The sequence below is a fragment of the Nocardia sp. SSK8 genome, from assembly GCF_037034205.1.
Classification (GTDB): Bacteria; Actinomycetota; Actinomycetes; order Mycobacteriales; family Mycobacteriaceae; genus Nocardia.
This window is the reverse complement of record NZ_JBAGKD010000003.1, coordinates 40,028-62,018: the sequence shown is the minus strand read 5'-3', so window position 1 is coordinate 62,018 and position 21,991 is coordinate 40,028. Positions and strand designations below refer to the sequence as shown.

General features: G+C 70.1%; 24 protein-coding genes. 12 read left to right on the top strand and 12 right to left on the bottom strand.

The window, feature by feature from the left end; genetic code table 11:
* Positions 1-22: 22 nt before the first annotated feature.
* Positions 23-1,492 carry an aldehyde dehydrogenase gene (locus tag WA675_RS07045; protein ID WP_336082958.1) on the bottom strand — a complete coding sequence of 490 codons (1,470 nt, stop codon included), beginning with the start codon at positions 1,490-1,492 and terminating at the stop codon, positions 23-25.
* A gap of 96 nt (positions 1,493-1,588) precedes the next feature.
* On the opposite strand from WA675_RS07045, the gene WA675_RS07040 reads away from it, so the two are divergent.
* The 6 genes from WA675_RS07040 to WA675_RS07015 all read left to right on the top strand — a co-directional run bounded on the left by WA675_RS07040 (position 1,589) and on the right by WA675_RS07015 (position 7,945).
* Positions 1,589-2,182, top strand: coding sequence for a TetR/AcrR family transcriptional regulator (locus WA675_RS07040; RefSeq protein WP_336082956.1), 594 nt, complete (start codon positions 1,589-1,591; stop codon positions 2,180-2,182).
* 92 nt (positions 2,183-2,274) lie between these two features.
* Positions 2,275-3,627, top strand: a complete 1,353-nt coding sequence (locus WA675_RS07035; RefSeq protein ID WP_336082955.1) for a cytochrome P450 — start codon at positions 2,275-2,277, stop codon at positions 3,625-3,627.
* Between the two features lie 19 nt (positions 3,628-3,646).
* Complete coding sequence (locus tag WA675_RS07030) at positions 3,647-4,894, top strand: cytochrome P450 (RefSeq protein WP_336082953.1); 1,248 nt, start codon at positions 3,647-3,649, stop codon at positions 4,892-4,894.
* Entirely contained in the window at positions 4,894-6,132 is a 1,239-nt protein-coding gene (locus WA675_RS07025; protein ID WP_336082951.1) for a glycosyltransferase family 4 protein, read from the top strand. Before WA675_RS07030 ends, WA675_RS07025 begins: the two co-directional genes overlap by 1 nt.
* Positions 6,126-6,857: a class I SAM-dependent methyltransferase gene (locus WA675_RS07020; protein WP_336082949.1), complete on the top strand. Its 732-nt coding sequence runs from the start codon at positions 6,126-6,128 to the stop codon at positions 6,855-6,857. Before WA675_RS07025 ends, WA675_RS07020 begins: the two co-directional genes overlap by 7 nt.
* A 71-nt stretch (positions 6,858-6,928) precedes the next feature.
* Complete coding sequence (locus tag WA675_RS07015; protein ID WP_336082947.1) at positions 6,929-7,945, top strand: prenyltransferase; 1,017 nt, start codon at positions 6,929-6,931, stop codon at positions 7,943-7,945.
* Positions 7,946-7,982: 37 nt separating this feature from the next.
* Here WA675_RS07015 and WA675_RS07010 read toward each other — a convergent pair whose 3' ends face one another.
* A complete protein-coding gene (locus WA675_RS07010; RefSeq protein ID WP_336082946.1) occupies positions 7,983-8,636 on the bottom strand; it encodes a class I SAM-dependent methyltransferase in 654 nt (217 codons plus the stop codon).
* Between the two features lie 65 nt (positions 8,637-8,701).
* On the opposite strand from WA675_RS07010, the gene WA675_RS07005 reads away from it, so the two are divergent.
* The gene (locus tag WA675_RS07005; protein WP_278263066.1) at positions 8,702-8,848 is read left to right on the top strand and encodes a DUF1059 domain-containing protein; all 147 of its coding nucleotides are present in this window, start codon (positions 8,702-8,704) and stop codon (positions 8,846-8,848) included.
* A gap of 1 nt (position 8,849) precedes the next feature.
* Here the strand turns inward: WA675_RS07005 and WA675_RS07000 are convergent, their stop codons facing one another.
* The 10 genes from WA675_RS07000 to WA675_RS06955 are packed head-to-tail and all read right to left on the bottom strand — an operon-like array spanning position 8,850 to position 17,736.
* On the bottom strand, positions 8,850-9,392 hold the full coding sequence (locus tag WA675_RS07000) for a hypothetical protein (RefSeq protein WP_336082945.1): 543 nt from the start codon (positions 9,390-9,392) through the stop codon (positions 8,850-8,852).
* Positions 9,393-9,410: 18 nt separating this feature from the next.
* Positions 9,411-10,367, bottom strand: a complete 957-nt coding sequence (locus WA675_RS06995; RefSeq protein ID WP_336082944.1) for an MlaD family protein — start codon at positions 10,365-10,367, stop codon at positions 9,411-9,413.
* The gene (locus WA675_RS06990; RefSeq protein WP_336082943.1) at positions 10,364-11,338 is read right to left on the bottom strand and encodes an MlaD family protein; all 975 of its coding nucleotides are present in this window, start codon (positions 11,336-11,338) and stop codon (positions 10,364-10,366) included. Before WA675_RS06990 ends, WA675_RS06995 begins: the two co-directional genes overlap by 4 nt.
* A gap of 50 nt (positions 11,339-11,388) precedes the next feature.
* Complete coding sequence (locus WA675_RS06985; protein WP_336082942.1) at positions 11,389-11,838, bottom strand: hypothetical protein; 450 nt, start codon at positions 11,836-11,838, stop codon at positions 11,389-11,391.
* A 48-nt stretch (positions 11,839-11,886) separates the two neighbouring features.
* Positions 11,887-12,987, bottom strand: coding sequence for an MlaD family protein (locus WA675_RS06980; protein ID WP_336082940.1), 1,101 nt, complete (start codon positions 12,985-12,987; stop codon positions 11,887-11,889).
* The gene (locus tag WA675_RS06975) at positions 12,987-13,988 is read right to left on the bottom strand and encodes an MlaD family protein (protein WP_336082938.1); all 1,002 of its coding nucleotides are present in this window, start codon (positions 13,986-13,988) and stop codon (positions 12,987-12,989) included. The genes WA675_RS06980 and WA675_RS06975 overlap by 1 nt, the downstream gene beginning before the upstream one ends.
* On the bottom strand, positions 13,976-14,974 hold the full coding sequence (locus WA675_RS06970) for an MlaD family protein (protein ID WP_336082937.1): 999 nt from the start codon (positions 14,972-14,974) through the stop codon (positions 13,976-13,978). Before WA675_RS06970 ends, WA675_RS06975 begins: the two co-directional genes overlap by 13 nt.
* Positions 14,974-16,014: an MlaD family protein gene (locus WA675_RS06965; RefSeq protein ID WP_336082936.1), complete on the bottom strand. Its 1,041-nt coding sequence runs from the start codon at positions 16,012-16,014 to the stop codon at positions 14,974-14,976. The genes WA675_RS06970 and WA675_RS06965 overlap by 1 nt, the downstream gene beginning before the upstream one ends.
* 4 nt (positions 16,015-16,018) lie before the next feature.
* Positions 16,019-16,846, bottom strand: coding sequence for an ABC transporter permease (locus WA675_RS06960; protein WP_336082935.1), 828 nt, complete (start codon positions 16,844-16,846; stop codon positions 16,019-16,021).
* On the bottom strand, positions 16,846-17,736 hold the full coding sequence (locus tag WA675_RS06955; RefSeq protein WP_336082934.1) for an MlaE family ABC transporter permease: 891 nt from the start codon (positions 17,734-17,736) through the stop codon (positions 16,846-16,848). Before WA675_RS06955 ends, WA675_RS06960 begins: the two co-directional genes overlap by 1 nt.
* Positions 17,737-17,968: 232 nt before the next feature.
* Between WA675_RS06955 and WA675_RS06950 the strand changes: the two genes are divergently transcribed.
* Genes WA675_RS06950 through WA675_RS06930 form a run of 5 tightly spaced genes read left to right on the top strand, consistent with a single transcriptional unit; the run spans position 17,969 to position 21,975 of the window.
* The gene (locus WA675_RS06950) at positions 17,969-19,174 is read left to right on the top strand and encodes a cytochrome P450 (protein WP_336082932.1); all 1,206 of its coding nucleotides are present in this window, start codon (positions 17,969-17,971) and stop codon (positions 19,172-19,174) included.
* On the top strand, positions 19,174-19,965 hold the full coding sequence (locus tag WA675_RS06945; RefSeq protein WP_336082931.1) for an SDR family oxidoreductase: 792 nt from the start codon (positions 19,174-19,176) through the stop codon (positions 19,963-19,965). Before WA675_RS06950 ends, WA675_RS06945 begins: the two co-directional genes overlap by 1 nt.
* Positions 19,962-20,183: a ferredoxin gene (locus tag WA675_RS06940; RefSeq protein WP_336082929.1), complete on the top strand. Its 222-nt coding sequence runs from the start codon at positions 19,962-19,964 to the stop codon at positions 20,181-20,183. The genes WA675_RS06945 and WA675_RS06940 overlap by 4 nt, the downstream gene beginning before the upstream one ends.
* Positions 20,180-20,731: a nuclear transport factor 2 family protein gene (locus WA675_RS06935; protein WP_336082928.1), complete on the top strand. Its 552-nt coding sequence runs from the start codon at positions 20,180-20,182 to the stop codon at positions 20,729-20,731. The genes WA675_RS06940 and WA675_RS06935 overlap by 4 nt, the downstream gene beginning before the upstream one ends.
* Positions 20,732-20,736: 5 nt before the next feature.
* On the top strand, positions 20,737-21,975 hold the full coding sequence (locus tag WA675_RS06930) for a hypothetical protein (protein ID WP_336082926.1): 1,239 nt from the start codon (positions 20,737-20,739) through the stop codon (positions 21,973-21,975).
* The last annotated feature ends 16 nt before the right edge of the window (positions 21,976-21,991 follow it).

The following is a 21,991-nucleotide window of genomic DNA, read 5'->3' as shown; positions in this document are numbered from 1 at the left end:
CTGCGTGGTGGGTCGAAGGGGGTCAGGCGGGGGTGGCGATCACCTTGGTCTCGAGGTATTCCTCGAAACCGGCGACGCCCATCTCCCGGCCGATGCCGGATTGCTTGTAGCCGCCGAAGGGCGCGTCGGCGTGGTACCAGAGCCCACCGTTGACGCTCAAGGTCCCGGTACGCACGCCGCTGACCACGGCCTCCACCCGGTCCGGATCGGTGCCCCACACCGAACCCGAGAGCCCGTAGGGGGAGTCGTTGGCCAGCCGGATCGCGTCGGCGTCGCCGTCGTGGGCGATCACCACCAGCACCGGCCCGAAGATCTCCTCCTGCGCGACGGTCGCGGAGTTGTCCAGGCCGCTGATCACCGTCGGCTCGACGAAGAACCCGCGATCCTGGTCGGCGGGCCTGCCGCCACCGGTCTCGACGCGCCCGCCCTCGGCCTTCGCGAGCTCGAGATACCGCTCCACCCGCGCTCGCTGCTGCGCGGAAACCACCGGCCCGCACACGGTTCCGGGCTTGCTCGGGTCTCCGGCGGCCAGCCCGGCCATGGCCCCGGCCGCCGCCGACACCGCGAGGTCGTAGGACTCGCGCGGCACCAGCAGCCGGGTGGTCAGCGCGCAGCCCTGCCCGGCGTGCACGGCGACGGTGAACGCGGTGTAGCTCGCGGCGGCGGCGATATCGGCGTCGTCGAGCACGATGGCCGCGGACTTGCCGCCGAGTTCGAGGAAGGTGCGCTTGAGCGTGGCCGCCGCGCCCGCCATCACCGCGCGCCCGGTGCGGGTGGAGCCGGTGAAGGTGATCATGTCGACGCGCGGATCGGTGACCAGCTGCGCGCCGAGCGCGTGATCGGACGAGGTGACGATATTGAGCACGCCGGGCGGGAAGTCGGTGTGCTCGGCGATGAGCGGGCCGAGCACCGCCGCGCACCACGGCGTATCCGGCGCGGGCTTGAGCACGACGGTGTTCCCGGCCGCCAGCGCCGGGCCGATCTTGGCCAGATTGATCTGGTGCGGGAAGTTCCACGGCGTGATCGCGCCGACCACCCCGACCGCCTCGCGCCGGATCACCCGCCTGCTGGCCACCCCCATCAGTTCCCGGACACCGAGATCGGTCTCCCACTCGTAGCTTTCGGCCAGCTCGGCGGCGAAGGCCAGGTCCGCGATCGGCCCCTCGAGCTGCGGTCCGCTGGTGAGCATGACCGGGGTGCCGACCTCGGCGACGGTGAGCTCGCGCAGCGGTTCCAGGTGCGCGGTCATCGCCGCGCCCAGCTGCCGCAGGCAGCGGGCCCGCAGGGCCGGATCGCGCGACCAGTCCGTCTCGTCGAAGGCGGTGCGGGCGGCGCCGATGGCGGCGTCCATGTCGGCGGGCGAGGCGTCGGCGGCGTAGCCGAGCACCTCCTCGGTGGCGGGATCGATGGTGGGGAAGACGCCGGAACCACCGGGGATCAGCGAACCGCCGATCAGCAGGGGCGTGCCGCCGGCGGGGACGAGGCCGTTCATAGCAAGACTCCGATACGGTGTCTGGACAGGTGTATGGAATATAGACCATAGTCGCCACCTTTGTCCGTACATCTGACTGTAGTACCATCCGGACACATGTCCGAAAACGCGCCTACCGGCATCGAGGCAACCCGACGACGGCTCACCGAGAAGCAGGCCGACACCGTCGACCGGCTCACCGTCGCGGCGGTGGAAGTGCTCGCGCGGGAGGGCTACTCGGGCACCACCATCCGCCTGGTCGCCACCGCGGCCGGGGTCGGCACCGCCACCGCCTACACCTATTTCTCCTCCAAGGAGCACCTCATCTCGGAGGTGTACTGGCGCCGCCTGGTCGCCCTGCCCGCCCCGCCCGCCAATGACGACGATCCCGCCACCCGGGTGGTCGCGGTGCTGCGCGAGGTCTCGATGCTGGTGGCCGACGAGCCCGCGCTGGCCGGTGCGGTCAGCAGCGCCCTGCTCGGTGACGACCCCGATGTCCAGCACCTGCGCCTGCGCATCGGCAAGGAGATTCGCCGCCGCCTCGGCGACGCGCTCGGCGCCCGCGACCCCGAACGCCTGGCCGCGCTGGAATTGCTCTACGCGGGCGCGCTGCTCCAAGGCGGCATGGGCCTGCTCTCGTATGCCCAGGTCGCCGACCTGCTCGCCACCTGCGCGCGCCGGTTGCTGGCCGATCCGGCCCCGGCGGATTAGCCGGTCGAGCCTTGTCGCGCACCGGTAACCGTAGTACCGTCCAGACACATGTCCATCAAGTGTCTGGACAGCATTCCGGGAAGGATCTCCCCATGACGCTGGTCGAACCTCGGCGCGTGTCCGGTGGCGCGGACGAACACGGGCACCTCGACGAATTCCGCACCGACCCGATCGCGCTGATGCGCCGGGTGCGCGCCGAGTGCGGCGATGTCGGCACCTTCGAACTCGCGGGCCGGGACGTGGTGCTGCTCTCCGGCGCCGAAGCCAACGAGTTCTTCTTCCGGGCCGGTGACGACGATCTCGACCAGGGCGCCGCCTACCCATTCATGAAGCCGATCTTCGGTGAGGGCGTGGTCTTCGACGCGCCCCCGGAGCGCCGCAAGGAGATGCTGCACAACCAGGCCCTGCGCGCCGATCACATGCGCGGGCACGCGGGCACCATCGCCGCCGAGGTGGACCGGATGGTCGCGGGCTGGGCCGAATCCGGCGAGATCGACCTGCTCGAGTTCTTCGCCGAGCTGACCATCTACACCTCCTCGGCCTGCCTGATCGGCCGCAAGTTCCGCGAGGAGCTCGACGGCCGCTTCGCGCACCTGTATCACGAGCTCGAGCAGGGCACCGACGCCCTGGCCTATGTCGACCCCTACGCGCCCATCGAGAGTTTCGTCCGCCGCGATGCCGCGCGGGCCGCCCTGGTGGAGCTGGTGCAGGCGATCATGGACCAGCGCATCGCCCATCCCCCCGCGGGCAAGGACGATCGGGACATGCTCGACGTACTCGTCTCGATCACCGATGAGCAAGGGGCACTGCGCTTCTCGGCCAGCGAGATCACCGGCATCTTCATCTCGATGATGTTCGCCGGGCACCACACCACCTCCGGCACCGCCGCGTGGACGATCATCGAATTGCTGCGTCATCCGGAGACCCTGGCCGGGGTGGTGCAGGAACTCGACGAGCTCTACGCCGACGGCGCCGGTGTGAGTCATCACGCGCTGCGCCAGATCCCGAATCTGGAGGCCGCGCTCAAGGAGACCCTGCGCCTGCATCCGCCGCTGATCGTCCTGATGCGGGTGGCGCGCGGGGAATTCGAAGTATGCGGGCACCGGATCGCCCCGGGCGACATGGTCGCCGCCACGCCCGCGGTGTCGAACCGCATCCCCGAGGACTTCCCCGACCCGGACGCCTTCGATCCGGGCCGCTATCTGGATCCGCGTCAGGACGACATCCTCAACCGCTGGACCTGGATCCCCTTCGGCGCGGGCAGGCATCGCTGTGTCGGCGCGCCGTTCGCGCTCATGCAGCTCAAGGCGATCTTCTCGATCCTGTTGCGGGACTGGGAGTTCGAGCTGTCCCAGCCCCCGGACACCTACCGCAACGATCATTCCAAGATGGTGGTGCAGCTCGAGCAGCCCTGCCGGGTGCGCTACCGCCGCAGGCAGCGCTGAGCGCGGCGAGGAGAGCACCGTGATCCCACCCGGATTCGACTTCACCGACCCGGCCCTGTGGGCCACCCGCAATCCCGTGCGCGAGTTCGCCGAGCTGCGCCGCACCGCGCCGGTGTGGTGGAACGCCCAGACCGACGCGCAGTCCGGCGGTTTCCGCGACGGCGGCTACTGGGTGGTCTCCACCCATGACGACATCAAGACGGTCTCGCGCAATGCCGAGTTGTTCTCCTCCCAGCGCAAGGGCTCGGTCATCCGTCTGCCCGGCGAGGTGACGCCCGAGCAGATCGAGCTCACCGGCGCACTGCTGCTGAACATGGACCCGCCCAAGCACACCAAGATCCGGCGGATCATCTCCCAGGGCTTCACGCCGCGCGCGGTCGAGGGGTTGCGCGCGGCACTGGCCGAGCGGGCGGCGGCGATCGTGCGCGCGGCGGCGGAGACCGGCGGCGGCGACTTCGTCGAGCAGGTGGCCTGCGAGCTGCCGCTCCAGGCGATCGCCGAACTGCTCGGGGTGCCGCAGGAGGACCGGCGCAAACTGTTCGACTGGTCCAATCAGATGCTCAACTACGACGACCCGGAATACGGCGACGCCACCACCACCGACGCCTCCACCCAGGCCTCGGCCGAGATCCTCGGCTATGCCTGGCAGCTGGCCGAGCAGCGGCGCGCCGAGCCGACCGGCGACATCGTCAGCAAGCTCGTGCACGCCGACCTGGACGGGGAGGCTCTGGGTTCGGACGAGTTCGGCTTCTTCGTCATCCTGCTGGCGGTGGCGGGCAACGAGACCACCCGCAACGCGATCACCCACGGCATGAAGGCCTTCGTCGACCATCCGGACCAGTGGGAGCTCTACCGGCGCGAACGCCCGCGCACCGCCCCCGACGAGATCGTGCGCTGGGCCACCCCGGTGACGGTGTTCCAGCGCACCGCGACCGCCGACACCAAACTCGGCGGCCAGACCATCCGCGCGGGTCAACGGCTCGGCCTGTTCTACAGTTCGGCCAATTTCGACGAGAATGCCTTCGACGATCCGTTCCGTTTCGACATCCTGCGCGATCCCAATCCGCACCTGGGGTTCGGCGGGACCGGCGCGCACTTCTGTGTCGGGGCGAATCTGGCCAGGCTCGAGATCGACCTGATCTTCCAGGCCGTGGCCGAGGTGATGCCGGAGCTGTCCCAGCTCGCCGAGCCGCAGCGGCTGCGGTCGGGCTGGATCAACGGGATCAAGCACTGGCAGGTCGACTACGCGAGCGGAACGGAGTCCTGATGCGGATTGCGCTGCTGTCCTATCGGAGCAAGGCGCACTGCGGCGGGCAGGGCGTGTATGTCCGGTATCTGAGTCAGGGTCTGGCCGAGCTCGGGCACGAGGTGGAGGTGTTCTCCGGGCAGCCCTATCCCGAGGATCTGGATCCCCGGGTGCGGCTGACCGAGGTGCCCAGCCTGGACCTGTACCGCGACGAGGACCCCTTCCGCACCCCGCATCCGCGCGAACTCCGCGACCGGATCGACCTGCTGGAACTGGCCACCATGTGGACCGCCGGGTTCCCCGAGCCGCGCACCTTCAGCCTGCGCGCCGCCCGGGTACTGGCCGGGCGCGTCGCGGATTTCGATGTGGTGCACGACAATCAGTGCCTCGGCTCCGGCCTGCTCGACATCGCCCAGCGACTCCCGCTGGTAGCGACGGTGCATCACCCGATCACCCGTGATCGCGCCGTGGACCTGGCCGCGGCCCCCTGGCGGCGCAAGCTGTTCGTACGGCGCTGGTACGGATTCCTGGGAATGCAGCAGCGGGTGGCCCGGCGACTGCCCGAGCTGATCACGGTGTCGGGGTCCTCGGCCGCCGATATCGCCGCCGACTTCGGGGTGGATCCCGCACGGCTGCACACGGTTCCGCTCGGCGTCGACACCACACTGTTCCGCCCCCGCGAGACCCCCCGCGTGCCGGGACGGATCGTGGCGGTCGCCAGTGCGGACAAACCACTCAAGGGCATCGCGCACCTGCTGAATGCCGTTGCCCGGCTGCGCTCTTCACACGAGGTCGAGCTGCGGCTGGTCGCCAAGCTGGAACCCAACGGGCCCACCGAGAAGCTGATCGCCGAACTGGGTCTGGCCGATATCGTCACGCCGGTGAGCGGGATGAGCGACGAGCAGCTCGCCGAGCTGCTGGCCTCGGCCGAGATCGCCTGTATCCCTTCGATGTACGAAGGGTTCTCGCTGCCCGCCGTGGAGGCCATGGCGAGCGGGACACCCCTGGTGGCGAGCCGGGCGGGTGCCCTGCCCGAGGTGGTCGGCGACTGTGCCCGGCTGGTCGACCCCGGTGACGTACCCGCGCTGACCGAAGCCCTCGACGAGTTGCTGCACGACGCCGACCAGCGCGATCGGCTGGGCACTGCGGGCCGGGCACGCGCACTCGCCCTGTTCAGCTGGCCCGCCGTCGCCGCCCAGACCGTCGCTGTCTACGACCGGGCGATCGCCGCCCATCATTCTCAGGAGGCCCCGTGCTGACCGTCGATTTCGACCATCTGGGCGTCGGCCCCGGTTCCCGGGTGATCGATGTCGGCTGCGGCGCGGGCAGACATTCGTTCGAGGCGTACCGGCGCGGCGCCGATATCGTCGCCTTCGACCAGAACGCCGACGACCTCGCCGAGGTGGCGGTGATGTTCGAGGCCATGGCCGCCGAGAACCAGGCCCCCGACTACGCCAAGGCCGAGACCGTCCGGGGCGACGCACTCGACCTGCCCTATGGCGACGGCGAATTCGATGTGGTCATCGCCTCGGAGATACTCGAGCACGTCCCCGAGGACGATCGGGCCATCGCCGAGCTGTCCCGGGTACTCAAACCCGGTGGCGCCCTGGCGGTCACGGTCCCTCGCTGGCTCCCCGAGCGGATCTGCTGGGCGCTGTCGGACGAGTACCACGCCAACGAAGGCGGACACGTCCGCATCTACCGTGCCGACGAACTCCGCGCCGAGATCACCGCCCGTGGCCTGCGCTACCGCGACCAGGGCTTCGCCCACGCGCTCCACTCGCCGTACTGGTGGCTCAAATGCGCGGTCGGGGTGCGCGACGACGACCATCCCCTGGTCCGCGCCTACCAGCGAATGCTGGTGTGGGACATGATGTCCGCGCCCGCCCTGACCCGCGTCACCGAGCGCCTGCTGAACCCGCTGATCGGCAAGTCCGTCGCCCTGTACTTCACCAAGCCTACGGAGCCCACCGATGCGCGCTGATCCACACGTGACGTCCGGCGCCCTCCGCGTACCGGCCGGGGTCGGCTCGGGTCTGCCCGTGGAACATCGCCATGTCCGTTGAGCTCCCCACCGTGCCCGGCGTCCTGCCCGCGCGCGCGATCCGGCGCACGGGCGAATCCATCGCGGCGGTACAGGAACCCGATGGCGCGCTGCCCTGGTTCACCGGTGGTCACACCGATCCGTGGGACCACATCGAATCAGCCATGGCGCTGACCGTCGCCGACCACTGGGACGCGGCCCGGGATGCCTACATCTGGTCGGCCAAGACGCAGCGCGACGACGGCTCGTGGCCGATGCAGGTGCGGGCGGGCGTGATCGAGAACCACGACGCCGACACGAACTTCTGCGCCTACCTCGCCACCGGCGTCCTGCACGCGCTCACCGTCACCGGTGACCGCGCCTTCGCGAACGAACTGTGGCCCACGGTGCGCGCGGGCATCGACTTCGTGCTGGAGTGGCAGACCGAGCGCGGTGAGATCCACTGGTCGGCAACCGAATCCGGCTCCTCCGGCGAGGCCCTCCTGACCGGCAGCTCCAGCATCTTCCACAGTCTCGGCTGCGCGGTGGTCCTCGCCGACATCATCGGTGATCCCCGCCCCGACTGGGCAGCCGCCCGGGCCCGCCTCGGACAGGCCCTGCGGAACCATCCCGAGGCATTCCTCGACAAGAGCCGGTATTCGATGGACTGGTACTATCCCGTCCTCGGCGGCGCGGTCCGTGGCGCGGCCGCCCACGACCGGCTGGCGAGCCGCTGGGACGAGTTCGTGGTCGGCGACCTGGGCATCCGGTGTGTCTCGGACGCGCCCTGGGTGACCGGCGCGGAGACCTGCGAACTGGTACTAGCCCTGGACGCCGTCGGCGCCACGGCCAACGCCCGCCACCTGTTCACCGCCATGCAGCACCTGCGCGAGGATGACGGATCCTATTGGACCGGACTGGTTTTCACCGACGGCGAACGCTGGCCGGTCGAACGCACCACCTGGACTGCGGCCGCCGTCGTGCTCGCGGCCGACGCCCTGTCGCGGACGACGCCGGGCAACGGAATCTTCCGCGACGCGGGCCGGTGACGAGTGCCTGGCTCGCGCCGACGCCCCCGCTGAGCGGTCAGCCGCAGGCGGCGATCCGGCGCAGAATCCGCAGTGACCCGGTCACCGAGACTTCCGCGAACTTGCCGCTGTCGAGTGCGCGACGATAGATATGGAAGGGCGGACGACCGCCGTCGGCGGGATCGGGGAAGACATCGTGAATGGCGAGCAGCCCACCACCGGCGATCCAGTGCACCCAGTTGTCGTAGTCGCGCTGGGCGGCCTGCTCACTGTGGCCGCCGTCGATGAACAGCATGCGGATCGGCGTGCGCCAGAATCGCGCCGCGGCCGAGGACGAGCCGATGATCGCGGTGACGGTGTCGGTCAGGCCCGCGCGGACCATGGTGCGCCGGAAGGCCGTCGTGGTGTCGAAGACGCCGGTCTCGGGGTCGACCAGGGTGGCGTCGTGGTACTCCCAGCCCGGCTGGTGTTCCTCCGAACCCCGGTGATGGTCGACGGTGACCACGGCCGCGCCGGTCTCGCGCGCGGCGGCACCGAGGTAGACCGTCGACTTCCCGCAGTACGTGCCGATCTCCACGATCACCCCGTCCCCGGCGTGGTCGCGGGCCGCCGCGTAGAGGGCGCGCCCCTCCTCGGCGGGCATGAATCCGGTGACCCGCTCGGCGAACGCGAGCAGCTCGTCGGTCCCGGCGATCTCGTCCACAGCACCCATGCGGTCACGCTAACACACGACCTGGAATACAATCCGGACTACTGTCCAGAAATGAGGAGAACAGCATGAAGACCCGCCTGAACTGCCCCTGCGGCGAGCAGATCCGTGGCACCGACGAGGAGAATCTCATCGCGCTGACCCAGGAGCATCTGGCCGCCAACCACCCCGGCCACGACTACACCCCCGACGAGATCCTTTTCATCGCCTACTGAGCTATTTGGCGGGCAGCGTGTTCCGCAGCCCGCCGACCTCGGTGATCTGCCAGCCCGCGGCGCGGTCGATGGTCAGCGAGTAGGTGACCGTCGCGCGGGTGCCCTCGGGCGTCTGCGCGCTGGTGGAGACGACGTCGAGATAGGCGTTCACCGTGTACACCCCGTCGGCTTCGGCGACCACTGCCGCCGAGAGCGGGGTGGCGGTGGAGGTCCACTGCAAGGGGAGCAGGATCTGCTCCAATTGCGGCGCGGTGGCGTCGAATTCGGCCGCGAGCTGCCCGGTGGTGCCGGTCTTGAGCCGGCCCAGCCAGGCGGGGACCTCGCGGTAGTCGATGGTGGAGGCGCCCACCGCGTAGTCGGTGGCGACCTGCGCGGCGTGCCGGTCGTCGGCGGCGCGGGCATCGCGTTCGGCGAGGGTTCCGCTGGCCGCGAAGTACAGCCAGGCGAAGGTGCCGGTCGCGAGGGTGAGCGCGGCGAACGCGACGGCGGCCAGGACGGTCGAGAGCCGCGCGTGGATGGTGCGGGCGGTGGTGACTGTGGGCATGGGAGTTCCTCGATCGGGCTATTTGACGCCTAGGCGGAAGTGCACGGTGCCCGCCGCGTCGACGTTCTGCAGGGCTTGGCTGATGAGCGCGCTGATATCTAGGACCGGTGCCCGGTGCATCGCGTCGGCGACCACCGGGCCCAGGACCTGTTCCAGGGGTGCCAGGCTCGGGCCGATCTCGGTGATCAGCGCGGTGAGTCGGTCGAGGAAGGGCACCAGGCCGTCGCCGGTGAAGTAGTCGTCCAGTGGCCTGCTCTCCACGAGCGCCGACCCGGATTCGACGATGGCGCTGAGCGTGACGCCGAATTCGCCGAAGTTCGGGCCCGCCGAGCCCAGCGACGGCCCCAGCCAGGCCATATCGCCACCCAGGGCCTGCACATCGGCGAGCAACTGCCGGATGGTCGCGGTGCGGCTGAGCAGGGTCGCCGCGAGCAGGGTCGCCGAGCGTCGCAGCGTGGGCATGACGGTGTCGGTGCCCGCCAGGGCCCGGTCGACGGTGTCGACCAGGCGCGCGATGGCCTCGGGCCGTAGCTGTTCGAGCAGGGTCACCAGGCGCGCCGACAGCGCCGTCACCGTCATCGGCAGCTGCACCCGGTCGGCCGGAACGACCTGTCCGTCTTCGAGATACGGGCCCTCGCCCGATTCCGGCGCGAAGACGACATAGGGTTCGCCGAGCGCGGAGAGCTGTTCGATCCGGACCGTGCCGGACAGCGGAATCCGGTAGCGGTCGTCCACCCGCAGCCGCACCCGGACGCCGTCGGCCTGTCTGCGCACCGAGTCGATCCGCCCGACCTGCACCCCGGCCAGCAGGACCGGCGCGTTCGGCGCGAGCCCGCCCGCCTCGTCCAGCGCGAGTTCGGCGGTGCGGTAGCCGATGCGCGGGTCCAGCCGCAGCACCCCCAGCGACATATAGGCCACGCCGAAGACCAGCACCGCCGCGATGGCGGCCAGGGAGATCCCCGCCCGCGCGGTCATCGCACCAGCCCGATCATCCGCAGGGTGTCGACGATGCGCGCGCCGCGCGCGTCCGGGCCGAGCGCGGGCGCCACGGTGACCTCGACCAGATCGACCTTCGGCCCGTGGGTGGCGAACGGGACGAGATCGGTGTCGATGAACTCCCGCAATGCCTTCAGGTTCGACGGCGCGGTGGTGTCGAGTGGGCTGCGACCCAGCAGCATCGGGACGAGCGCCCGCGTGGTGTCGTCCAGGGAGGACAACAGCGGGCCGAGCCACTGCGCGCTGGGAGCGACCGGCCCGAGCGCGGTGAGCACGAAGATCACCCCGATCTGCGCGTTCACCGCGTCGGTGGTGTGCTCGACGCCGTACGGGGTGAGCAGCTCGTCGAGGATCGGCACATTGTGCCGCAACCCGTCTTCGACGGTGGCGGTCATCCCATCGAGCAGGGTGTCGACCGAATCGAGGTGGGTACCGAGATCGATCACATCCCCGCGCAGGGCCTCGGCGATGCGGGCGGTGTCGCGCGGGTCCTCGGGGAAGACGCCGTTCATGGTGCGCACGATGTGCTGGAAGTCCCCCACCGCCCCGCTCCCGACGAAGGTGGACAGCCCGGCGAGGATGTCCTCGATCGGCGGCGACTGGGTGGTGTCGGCCAGCGGGATCGTCGCTCCGGGAGCGAGTTCCGGTGTCGCCGTGCCAGGTTCGGTCAGCGCTATGTGCACATCACCGAGCGGCGTCTCCTGACGCAAAGTAGCGGTGGTCCCCCGGCGCACCCTGACCGACTCATCGATAGCCACCTCCGCCACCGCATACCCCGGCCGGGCAGGACGCTCGGCGGTCGCGACCACCGGATCCACCAGGGTGACCCCGGTAAGACTCCCGACCCGCACCCCCGAGGCGATCACCTTCGCCCCCTGCGGCAGATTCAGAACATTGGCGAACTCGATCCGCAGCGGATAGGTCGGCCCGGAGACCCCGGCCCCGGGCACAGACAGATCTTCCGGCCCGAATCCACACCCGGCGAGCAAGGCGACCAACATCACCAACACAGCCCGCCTACCCCAGCACTGAGCCCGGCCAGAACCGAAACACTCGGCCCGCCCCCGAGCGAGCACCCGAACCGCCGTCTCGCCCCAACACATCGGATACCTACTCTCGCCCGCAGCACCAGCAGTGCGAGCAGTGCCATCAACGCGGGCCACGCCAGCGTCGCGAGAGGCACCAGCAGAACGACCAGCGCCAGCAATGCGGGCAACGCCAGCAACTCGGGTCGCGCGGGCAGCACCGGCAGCGCCATCAGTGCGGGCAGCGCCATCAGTGCGGGCAGCGCCAGCAACGCCGCCAGCGCCAGCAACGCAAGCAGCGCCAGCAACGCCGCCAGCAGCGCCGCCAGCGCGGGCAGCGCCCGCAACGCCAACAGTGCGGGCAGTGCGAGCAGCGCCAGCGCGGGCAACGCCAGCAGTGCGGGCATCGCGGGCAGCACGGGCATTGTCGACGCACCACCGAGCGAGTAGTGCGGCCAGGATCTCGACCGAGCTCATCGGGTGCCCACCCCCGCCAGAAGTGCGGGCAGGGCCGGGATGGTCGGCACAGCACCGGAGAGGTCGCAGTGCTGGCTGGTGATTGCGGCCAGTGCGGCGCAGACCTGGGCGCTGTCTTGCTGCGACAGAGCGAGTTTCGGTGGTGTGTAGTCGATGGTGAAGGCGCCGGTGACCGGGTCGATAGCGCCTGCGAGGCCGGTGGCGATGGTGGGGGTCATCGCGATCACTTCCGTGAGGGAGCCGACGCCCGCCGCGATCAGGCGCGGGAGGTCGGGGATGGTGTTCACCGCGCGGAGGGCGGGTGCGCCGAACATCAGGATCACGTCGTTGAGCTGGGGTAGCAGGTCGGAGAGGGTGTCGACGATCTCGATGATCGGGGGGAAGGCGATGGTGACGATGTCCTCGAAGGTCTGGGGCAGGCCGCTGACGGTGGTCTCCACTTGTCCCCAGCCGCTCCGGGCGCGCTGGGCCAGGGCGGCGAGGGCGTCGAGGAGTTCGCCGAGGTGGCCGATCGCCGCGTCGGGGGCGGCGAGGGCGCGGCTCAGGGCCTGGATGATGTCGTTGACCTGGTCGCCGGTGCCCGCTGTGGCGCGGTCGATGGCGTCGATCCCGGCACCGAATTCGCCGCGCCGGGTGGCGTCGTCGGCGCCGTTGAGCTGGTCGGCGAGGCGGGCGAGGGCGTCGAAGGTCTGGGTGAGGCTCTTGGGGGTGAGGGTTGTGGTGATGCAGGTGCCGGGATCCCAGCCGGGGCCGTCGGGTTCGGCGCCGATGAGAGCCAGGCGGCGGTCGGCGACCAGGGTGTCGCTCACCGTCACCGCGCCGACATCGGGTGCCAGTCGGCGATCGGCACGCACCGTGAACTCGACCCGTGCCGACGCCCCGGCGACCCGGATTCCGGTGACCCGCCCGACCTGCACACCCAGCACCGTCACCGCACTGCCCTCGTACAGCCCGATGGCATCGGGCATCTCGGCGCAGTAGGCCCGCATCGACGGGTTGGGCCTGCTCAGCCGCAACCCCACCGCGCCGACCAGCACCAGCGTGACGATCACCGCCACCGACATGAACCCCCGCGACCCCAGCACGGCCTTGATCATCAGCACCCACCTCCCGGCAGCGGCACGCACAGGGCGGGCACCTCGATCGTCGCGCCCGAATGATCCACGCGGACCCCACCTTCGGCGGGCAGCAGGGGCAGTAACCGTTGTCCGAGGGCGCGCACGGCCTCCAGCAACGTGCCCAGCCGCCCGCCGAGGTCCTCCAGCGCGGGCAGGGCGTCGGCCAGCGGTCGCGCCCGCTGTTTCAGCGTCTCGTCCCAGGCCACACCCAGCGGCGTGAGATCCCGCAACACCACCGCCAGATCCCGCAGTGAGTCGGCGACCTGCACCTTGTTGGTCTGGATGATCTGCTCGAGCGTGCCCAGCGTGATGATCAGATCCGCCAGCACCTCGGCATTGGCGTCGAGCGCGCCGAGGTATTCGTCGGCGATGGCGAGTGTGCGCGAGATATCGGCGCTCTGCCGGTCCAGGATGGCGACCAGATCACCGGCGGCGGTCACGGCCGAGCGCACCGCCTCCGGGCTGCGGTCCAGCGAGGCCGACAGGGCCGCCAGATCCCGCCGGAACACCGTCCCGTCCAGACGCCGGACAGGGTCGATCGCATCCTGGAAAGCCTGGGTCAGGTTGTAGGGCACGATGACCCGCTCCCGGGGAATCACCTTGTCGCCCAGTGGTTCCGTGCCAGCGGGGAGCACCGCGACGTAATACCCGCCGACAAACGTGAGCATCCGGATGTCGAGGGTGGTCTGATCCCCCAGAAACGCCTCGGCCGACACGGTGAACTCCATCCGCACCCGATCCTCCAGCAAGGTCAGCGAGCGCACCTTCCCCACCGGAATCCCCGCCAGCCGCACATCGTCCCCGGCCCGCACCGACCCGGCCTGACTCAGCTCGGCGACGTAGGTGCGCTGCGCGGAAGTCCCGGTGACGTACACGCCCCCGATCGCGACGAGCAGCAGCACAGCAGCGCACAGGCCCGCGATCCCCCATCGCACCTCGGCGGCACGCGGATCGCTCCGCCGCGAAATCAACGGTGACACAGCACGATCCCCTGTCCGGCGATGAGCACCTGGAGCGGCGCGGGCGCGGCGGCGGTGCCGTGCGCGCAGGTGAGGTCGGGCCCGGTCGCCGGGACCGCGCGCGCCATGGCCTGGATGAGCCCGGGCAGCCGGTCGAAGGTGGCCACGGCCTCGGTGGGATTCGGAAAGGCCTGGCGCAGAGCGGCATCGAGATCCCGGCCGGGCGTACCGGTCACGCCGAACACGGTCAGCATGCTGCGCAGCGGTTTCAGCACATCCGGGATGTAATTCGCGAAATCGACCAGCCCGGGCAGCTTTTCGGTGATGGTGATGAACAGGTTGGTCAGATTGGTCAGCAGCCGCATGGCATTGCCCGACTTGCCACCCAGATGCTCGGTGACCTGCGCGAGATTGGCCGCCAGCGTCGAGAGCACGGCCTGCCGATCGGAGGCGTAGCGGCTGAGGGTGTCGATGGCACTGAGCGCCTGGCCCACGCCGGACCCGTCGCCCTGGACCACCGCGAGCAGGCTGGTGGCGAAGCGATTCAGATCCTCGGGCGAGAGTTCGGCCAGCACCGGCTGTAATCCCTTGAACAGGCGGGTGATATCGAAATCCGGCACCGTCTCGGCCGTCCCGAAGACCGCGCTCGGATCGCGGCGGCCCGCGGGCTGTTCGGGTTGCTGGACCTCCAGATACCGGAAGCCGGTGAGGTTCTGGTAGCGCAGCGCGATCCGGCTGTTGGCGAACAGCGTGCGGTCCCGGGCGACGGTGAACCGCACCCGGGCCAGCGCACCGTCGAGTTCCACCGCCCGTACCTTGCCGACCTGCACCCCGTACAACCGCACATCGTCACCGGCGCGCAGGCCATTGGCATCGGTGAACAGCGCGGTGTAGGTGTCGGTGTCACCGTCGACCGGCCGCTCGATCACCCGCAGTACCCCGGCCAGCGCCACCCCGGTGAGAACCAGGGCCAGTGTCACCCGCAGCAGCAGTCCGCCCGTCCGCATCAGCGTCCTCCCCCGAGCAGCGCGCCCAGCGGCCCGGACAGCGCGGGCACCCCGTCGAGGGTGACGCCCGCGCGCAGCACCGGCCCCCGCGGACTGTCCACGAAGGCGGCGTCGAGACGGCCGAGCAGTTCGGTCAGTTCGCCCGCCGACCGTTCGGGGTCGGTCACCGATGCGGCGACCCGGTCGAGCACCAGCCCGAGCATGGGCAGGATCCCGCCGAAATACCGCTGCGACGTGCTCATCAATTGGGTCACCGTGGGCAGCAACTGGTACTGGATTCCGTCGAACATCGCCCCGAACCGGGTGAGCTGATCGGGCACACTCAGGTACTCGTTGGAGTATTCGGCATTGAGCAGGGTCAGGCTGCCGGTAAGCATCGGTGGCAGCCCGCTCAGCGCCGAACCGAACTGCGCGAACAGGAACGACGGGGCCAGCTGCCGGGTCTCGGTGTAGGAGCGGGCGGTGGTGCCGATCGCCTCGAACAGCGGGGCGAAGGCGGTCAGATCCCGGGCCACGGTACTCAGCAGCTCGGCGAGCTTCGGGGTGAGGACCTCGTCGGTGAGTCGGCCGGTGGCGGTGAGCAGGGCCGAGAGGGTGGCGTCGTGCACCCGGCCGACGGATTCGGTCAGGTCGACCGTCGCCCCGTCGGCCAGCGCGGTGCCACCCGCACCGGCGTGCAGTTCGACGGCGCTGACGCCGAACAGATTGCCGGGCGCGTAATCCAGCGAGACCGCGTCGGTGAGACCGAACAGCTGGGAACCGTCGAGCGCCAGCGCGATCCGCTGCCGCCCGATCCCGGCGAAGCCGATCTCCGCCACCGACCCGACCCGCACCCCGTCGAGGCGCACCTCGGTGCCCGGTGCGATCCCCGCGCCCACCGCGCCGACCAGCAGTGCGACCCGGACCTCGTCGTCGGGACCGCTCGCGGGAACCACCCGCCAGGCCAGCACCCCCAGCAGGATGAGCGCCAGGACGAGCGCGCCGAGCAGGCGGGCACGCGCGGGACCGACCTCGGTCCCCGGCAGGGTATAGGCAGGCATGGCATCACCCGGTGAACGTGACGGGAGACCGGAATCCCCACAGTGCGATGGTGGCGAGCATGTCCAGGGCGATGATCGCGACCAGGCTGGCGCGAATCGCCCGCCCCGACCCGATGCCGACCCCTTCCGGCCCGCCGGTGGCGAAATAGCCCTGATAGCAATGGATCAGCACGACCGCGACCGCGAACACCGTCACCTTGACCACGGCGGCGAACACGTCCCAGCCGACCACGAACTGGTCGAAGTAGTGGTTGTAGGTGCCCGTCGGGGTGCCGTGCACGGTGGTCACCACGAACGCGCAGGAGAAGTAGGCCAGGATCAGCGCCACCACGAAAGCCGGTGCCACCGCGATCATTCCGGCGATCACACGGGTGGTCACCACGAACGGCACCGACCGGATGCCGAGGGATTCGAGCGCGTCGATCTCCTCGGAGATACGCATGGACCCGATCTCGGCGGTCATCCGGCAGCCCGCCTGCGCGGCGAACCCGATCCCGGCCGCGATCGGCGCCAGCTCCCTGGTGACCCCGAACGCCGAGATCAGCCCGCTGAGCTGACCCAGCGAGAGCAGGTTCAGCGCGCTGAACGCCTCGATCCCGATGGAGGCGCCCATGGCCGCGCCGAGCAGCAGCATCAGCGGCACCACCCCGCCGCCGATGATCACCGAACCGCGCCCCCAGGTCATATCGGTCACCGTGGTGAGCGTCTGCCTGCGATAGTGCGCCAGCGTGTACGGCACCGAGGACAGCACCTGCCAGGTGAACCCGGCCACGAACCCGATCGACTCGACCGGTCCCAGCCCGCGCCGCCACACCCCGTCCGCGGCCGTCATCAGGCCATCCGCACCGGGAAGAACATCGTGACCACCTGGGTGATCACGGTATTGAGCACCACCGCGGCGGCGATCGACATGACCACCGCGGCATTGACCCCGTCGGCGACCCCGCGCGGACCGCCGGTGGCCTCCAGCCCGCGCTGACAGGCGATCACCACCACCAGGAACCCGAAGATCACCGCCTTCACCAGCGAGACCCACACATCGATCGGCGTGGTGAACGCCCCGAAGGATTGCCAGTAGCTGCCGGGCGTGACATCCAGCGCCGACACCGCCACCAGGAAACCGGACCCGATGCCGATCACGATGATCAGCACATTGAGCACCGGGGCGACCAGCATCATCGCCGCCATCCGCGGCACCACCAGCCGCCGCACCGGATCCACCCCCATCACCCGCAGCGCGTCGACCTCCTCGCGGATGGTCCGGGCACCCAGGTCGGCGGCGATCGCGGCCGCGCCCGCCCCGCCGAGCAGCATGGCGGTCGCCATCGGCGCGCCCTGCTTGATCACCCCGAGCCCACCGGCGGCGCCGATCATCGAATCGGCCCCGAGCTCGGCCACGATATTGCCGACCTGCGCGGACACGATCACCCCGAACGGGATGGCCATCAGCACGCTCGGCACCGCGGTGACGCGCAGCAGGAACCAGGCCTGGGTCAGCGTCTCGCCGAGCGGGAACCGCAGCCGCAGCGCGTCGCCGGTGCCGAAGGACACGGCCGTGGCGCCCATCCGCAACGCGCGGCCCAAGGTCGCGACACTCGACACCACGGTCTCGGAGAAATTCCGCCGGATCACCTGCCCCGGTCCGGCATCCGGCGAACACGCGGGAAGTGTCCCCGCGGTGGTGTCGCCAGCCGGTGCGACTTCGCCGTCTACCCCTGCCATGCGAGGGACCGTACCATATGATTTGGACCACATTCCAGACACTGGTCCAGATTTGTGACCACGCCTCGCCGGCCAGCTCAGGCGCCGGTCAAGCTCCCTTTCCGGGCCGAAACCGTTGTGCCGAACTAGTGTCGGTGGTACCGTCCAGACACATGTCCAGCTATGTGTCTCCCTCGCGGTCGAACACCCCGCCCGGCGACGGCGACGACCTCTCGGAACCGGAGTATTCGCGATGACGAGCGCCGCTGTGGAACCCGTGACCTTCGACCCGTACGACTACCGATTCCACGAGGATCCGTACCCGACCTATCACCGCCTGCGCACCGAGGCGCCGCTGTACCACAACCCGGACCTCGGCTTCTGGGCGCTGTCGCGCCATGCCGATGTGCTCGCCGCCTTCCGCGACAGCGAGCGCCTCTCCAGCGCGAACGGGGTGTCGCTGGACCCGGCGGCCTGGGGCCCGCACGCGCACCGGGTGATGTCGTTCCTGGCCATGGACGATCCCCGGCACATGCGCATGCGCAAGCTGGTCTTCAAGGGCTTCACCCCCAAGCGTGTCGCCGAGATGACCGACCGGATCCGCGAGATCACCCTCGAACATCTCGAACCCGCTGTGGCGCGGGGCGATTTCGACTGGATCGACGAGGTGGCGGGCAAGCTGCCGATGGATGTCATCTCCGAGCTGATGGGCGTGCCGGAGCCCGACCGCGCCGAGATCCGGCGGCTGGCCGATCTGGTGGTGCATCGCGAGGAGGGCGTGCTGGATGTGCCGGTGGAGGCCATCGACGCCTCGATCCGGCTGTTCGGCTACTACACCGACATGGTCGCCCAGCGCCGCACCGCGCCCGGTGACGACCTCACCTCCGCGCTGCTGGACGCCGAGATCGACGGCGACACCCTCACCGACGAGGAGATCATCGGGTTCCTGTTCCTGATGGTGGTGGCGGGCAACGAGACCACCACCAAGCTGCTGGGCAATGCCCTGTACTGGGCGGCGGCGAATCCGGGCGAGTACGCCAAGGTCGTCGCCGAGCCGGAGCTGGTGGCCGACTGGGTCGAGGAGACCTTGCGCTACGACACCTCCAGCCAGATCGTGGCCCGCACCGCGGCCGTCGACCTCGACTACCACGGCGCGACCATCCCGGCCGGTGCCAAGGTGCTGCTGCTGATCGGCTCGGCCAATCGCGATCCGGCGGCCTTCGACGACGGCGACAGCTACGTGATCGACCGCCAGGACGGCGGCACGCTCGCGAGTTTCGGTGCGGGCGTGCACTTCTGCCTCGGCGCGCACCTGGCCCGGCTGGAGGCCCGCGTCGTGCTGGGCGAATTCGTCGCGCGGGTACCGGCTTTCACCGTGGTCGGCACCGGCATCGCGCGGGTGCACTCGACGAATGTCCGTGGGTTCGCCCATCTTCCGATCACCGTGGAGGTCCGCTGATGCCCCGCTTCACTCCCCATCCCGACCGCAGGCCAGCGCTGATCGCGGGCGCGTCCTCCGGCATCGGCGCGGCCACCGCCGTGGCGCTGGCCGAACTCGGTCACCCGGTGGCGCTCGGCGCGCGCCGGGTCGACCGGTGCGAGGAGCTGGCCGCCAAGATCCGCGCCGGGGGCGGTGCGGCCGTCGCGCTCCGGCTCGATGTCACCGACGCATCCTCGGTCGACGAGTTCGTCACGGCCGCCGAGCACGCCATCGGCCCGGCCGAGATCCTGGTCTCCGGCGCCGGGGACATCGAATTCGCCCTGGCCGGTGAGATGGACCCGGAACGGTTCCTGCTCCAGGTGCAGGTGCATCTGGTCGGCGCGCAACGGCTGATCCACCGGGTGCTGCCCGGAATGCGGGCCCGGCAGCGCGGCGATCTGGTGGTGATCAGCTCCGACTGCGCCGACCAGGTCCGCCCGCGCACCGGCGCCTACAGCGCGGCCAAGACCGGCCTGGAAGCGCTGGTCACCCAGCTGCGCATGGAACTGGAGGGCACCGGAATCCGCGCCTCACTGGTGCGGCCCGGCCCGACGCTGACCGGCATGGGCATGGACGCCACGCCCGAGGTGGTCGGCCCGCTGCTACAGGACTGGAAGGACTGGGGTTTCGCCCGGCATCCGTACATGCTCAAGCCCGAACACCTCGCCGACGCCGTCACCACGGTGGTCTCCCTGCCGCGCGGCGTGCACATGGTGCTGGTCGAGGTGCAGCCGGAGGCACCGCTGCGGACCGACGGGGGCGCGGCATGAGGATCGAGGTCGACGCGGACCTGTGTCAGGGACACGGGGTCTGCCAGGACGAGGCGCCCGCGGTGTTCGCGGTGCCCAAGCGCGGCACGGTCGAGATCGTCGACCCCAGCCCGGCCGCCACCGAACACGCGGCCGTGCGGGCCGCGGTGCACTACTGCCCCACCCGGGCGCTGTCGATCGCCGACGAGCCCGATTCCGCGAAAGGGACGCACCCATGACAGATTTCGACCGCGCCGAACTCGACGAGATGGTCCGGCGCTGGGTTGTGGCCAACCAGGACTGCGAACGCGCCGGGGACTGGCGGCCGCTGGCCGAGATGTACACCGTCGACGCCACCTACGGCTGGAACTACGGGCCCAAGCAGGAGTTCATGTCGGTGGGCCGCGAGGAGATCCGCGAGCTGGCCCTGGGCCAGGAGATGCTGGGGCTGGAGGGCTGGACCTACCCGTACCAGGAGTTCGTGATCGACGAGCGCGGCGGCACCGTGATCGGTTTCTGGAAGCAGGTCAACGAGAAGTCCCGCGCCGACGGCCGCCCCTACTCCCCCGAGGGCATCGGCGGCAGCTGGTTCCGTTACGGCGGCGACTTCCAGTGGTCCTGGCAGCGCGACTTCTTCGACTTCGGCAATGTCTCGGCGCTGTTCCTGGACATGATCACCGACAACGCGCTGTCCCCCGGCATGCACAAGCGGATCGAGCGTTCGGTGGCGGCGGAACCGCTGCCGGGCTGGTATCGCATCGGCGAGTCCCCGGCCTCGCTCTGGTGACGCCCATGAGCGGATTCGCCGCGCTCTCGCGCGCGCAGCTCGCGGCGCTGGTGCCCGAGCTGCTGCTGTGCGGTCATCTCATCGACCGGTCGGGCATGGCGCACACCATCGCCGCGTTCGGCCGGGCGGGGATGACCGCGGTGGCCATCGAGGAATGGCAGCTGGCCAGCCCGGTCTACACCCGCCGCATGCAGCGCGCGCTGCGCTTCTCCGGCGACAGCGTGGAAACCATCTTCAAGGGCCTGCAACTCGATATCGGCGCTCCACCGCAGTTCATGGACTTCCGCTTCCGGGTGGACGACCACGATCACGGCGAGTTCTGGCTCGACCACTGCGGCGCATTGGCCGATGTGGAACCGATGGGCGAGCCGTTCGTGGTGGCCATGTGCCACGACATCGAGGACCCCACCTTCGACGCGACCGCCCTGGCCACCAATCCGCACGCCCAGGTCCGCCCGGTGCACCGGCCGCCGCGGGTCCCCGCCGACCGCACGCCGGTGTGCGCGTGGACGGTCGTCATCGATCCCGCGCACATCCCACCGCCGGTCCCGAAACACGCCGCCTTGGTGGCGGATTCGGCGGCGGCGCGACTGGCACTGACCGCGATCGACCCCACCGAGGACGGCGTGGCCGACTACACCGGCCCGCTGCTCAGCGACCTGCGCTTCGCCGACTTCTCGCACAGCGCCCTGCGCAGGCTGGCCGAGGAGATCTGCCTGCAACAGCACCTGCTCACCCTCGGCTTCCTGATCGCCATCCGCGACCGCTCCGACGAGGAGACCGCCCGCGCCATCGGCCGCAAACAGCTCACCGGCATCGCGGGCCTGACCTCCGAACGCCTGCGCCGCTGCCTCGGCCTCGGCGACGACGCACACGCCCTGGCCGCCGTGCTGCGCGTACACCCGGCCCTGAACCCGCTGGGCTACACCGGCATCGACGTCGATGTTGTGGACGACCGTGTGCACGTGCGCTTTCCGGCTTTCAGCGGCGCCCACACCGATGGCGCCTGGCCCACCCTGCTGACCCCCGACGATCCGCGCCCGCTCGACGCCCTGGTGCGCGGCGTGAATCCACGCTTCACCACCACCGTCACCGAGACCGGTTCCGATGGCTGGACCGTCACCGTCACACAGGCCGAACACCCCTTCCGCGAGGCGTCCGAGGTCGCGGTCACCCGCTTCAGCACCGGCGCGGCCTTCGCCTTCACCGATCGCGGAAAACCCCTCCCGCTCACCGTCGTGTGAGCGATCGCCGCAGAGA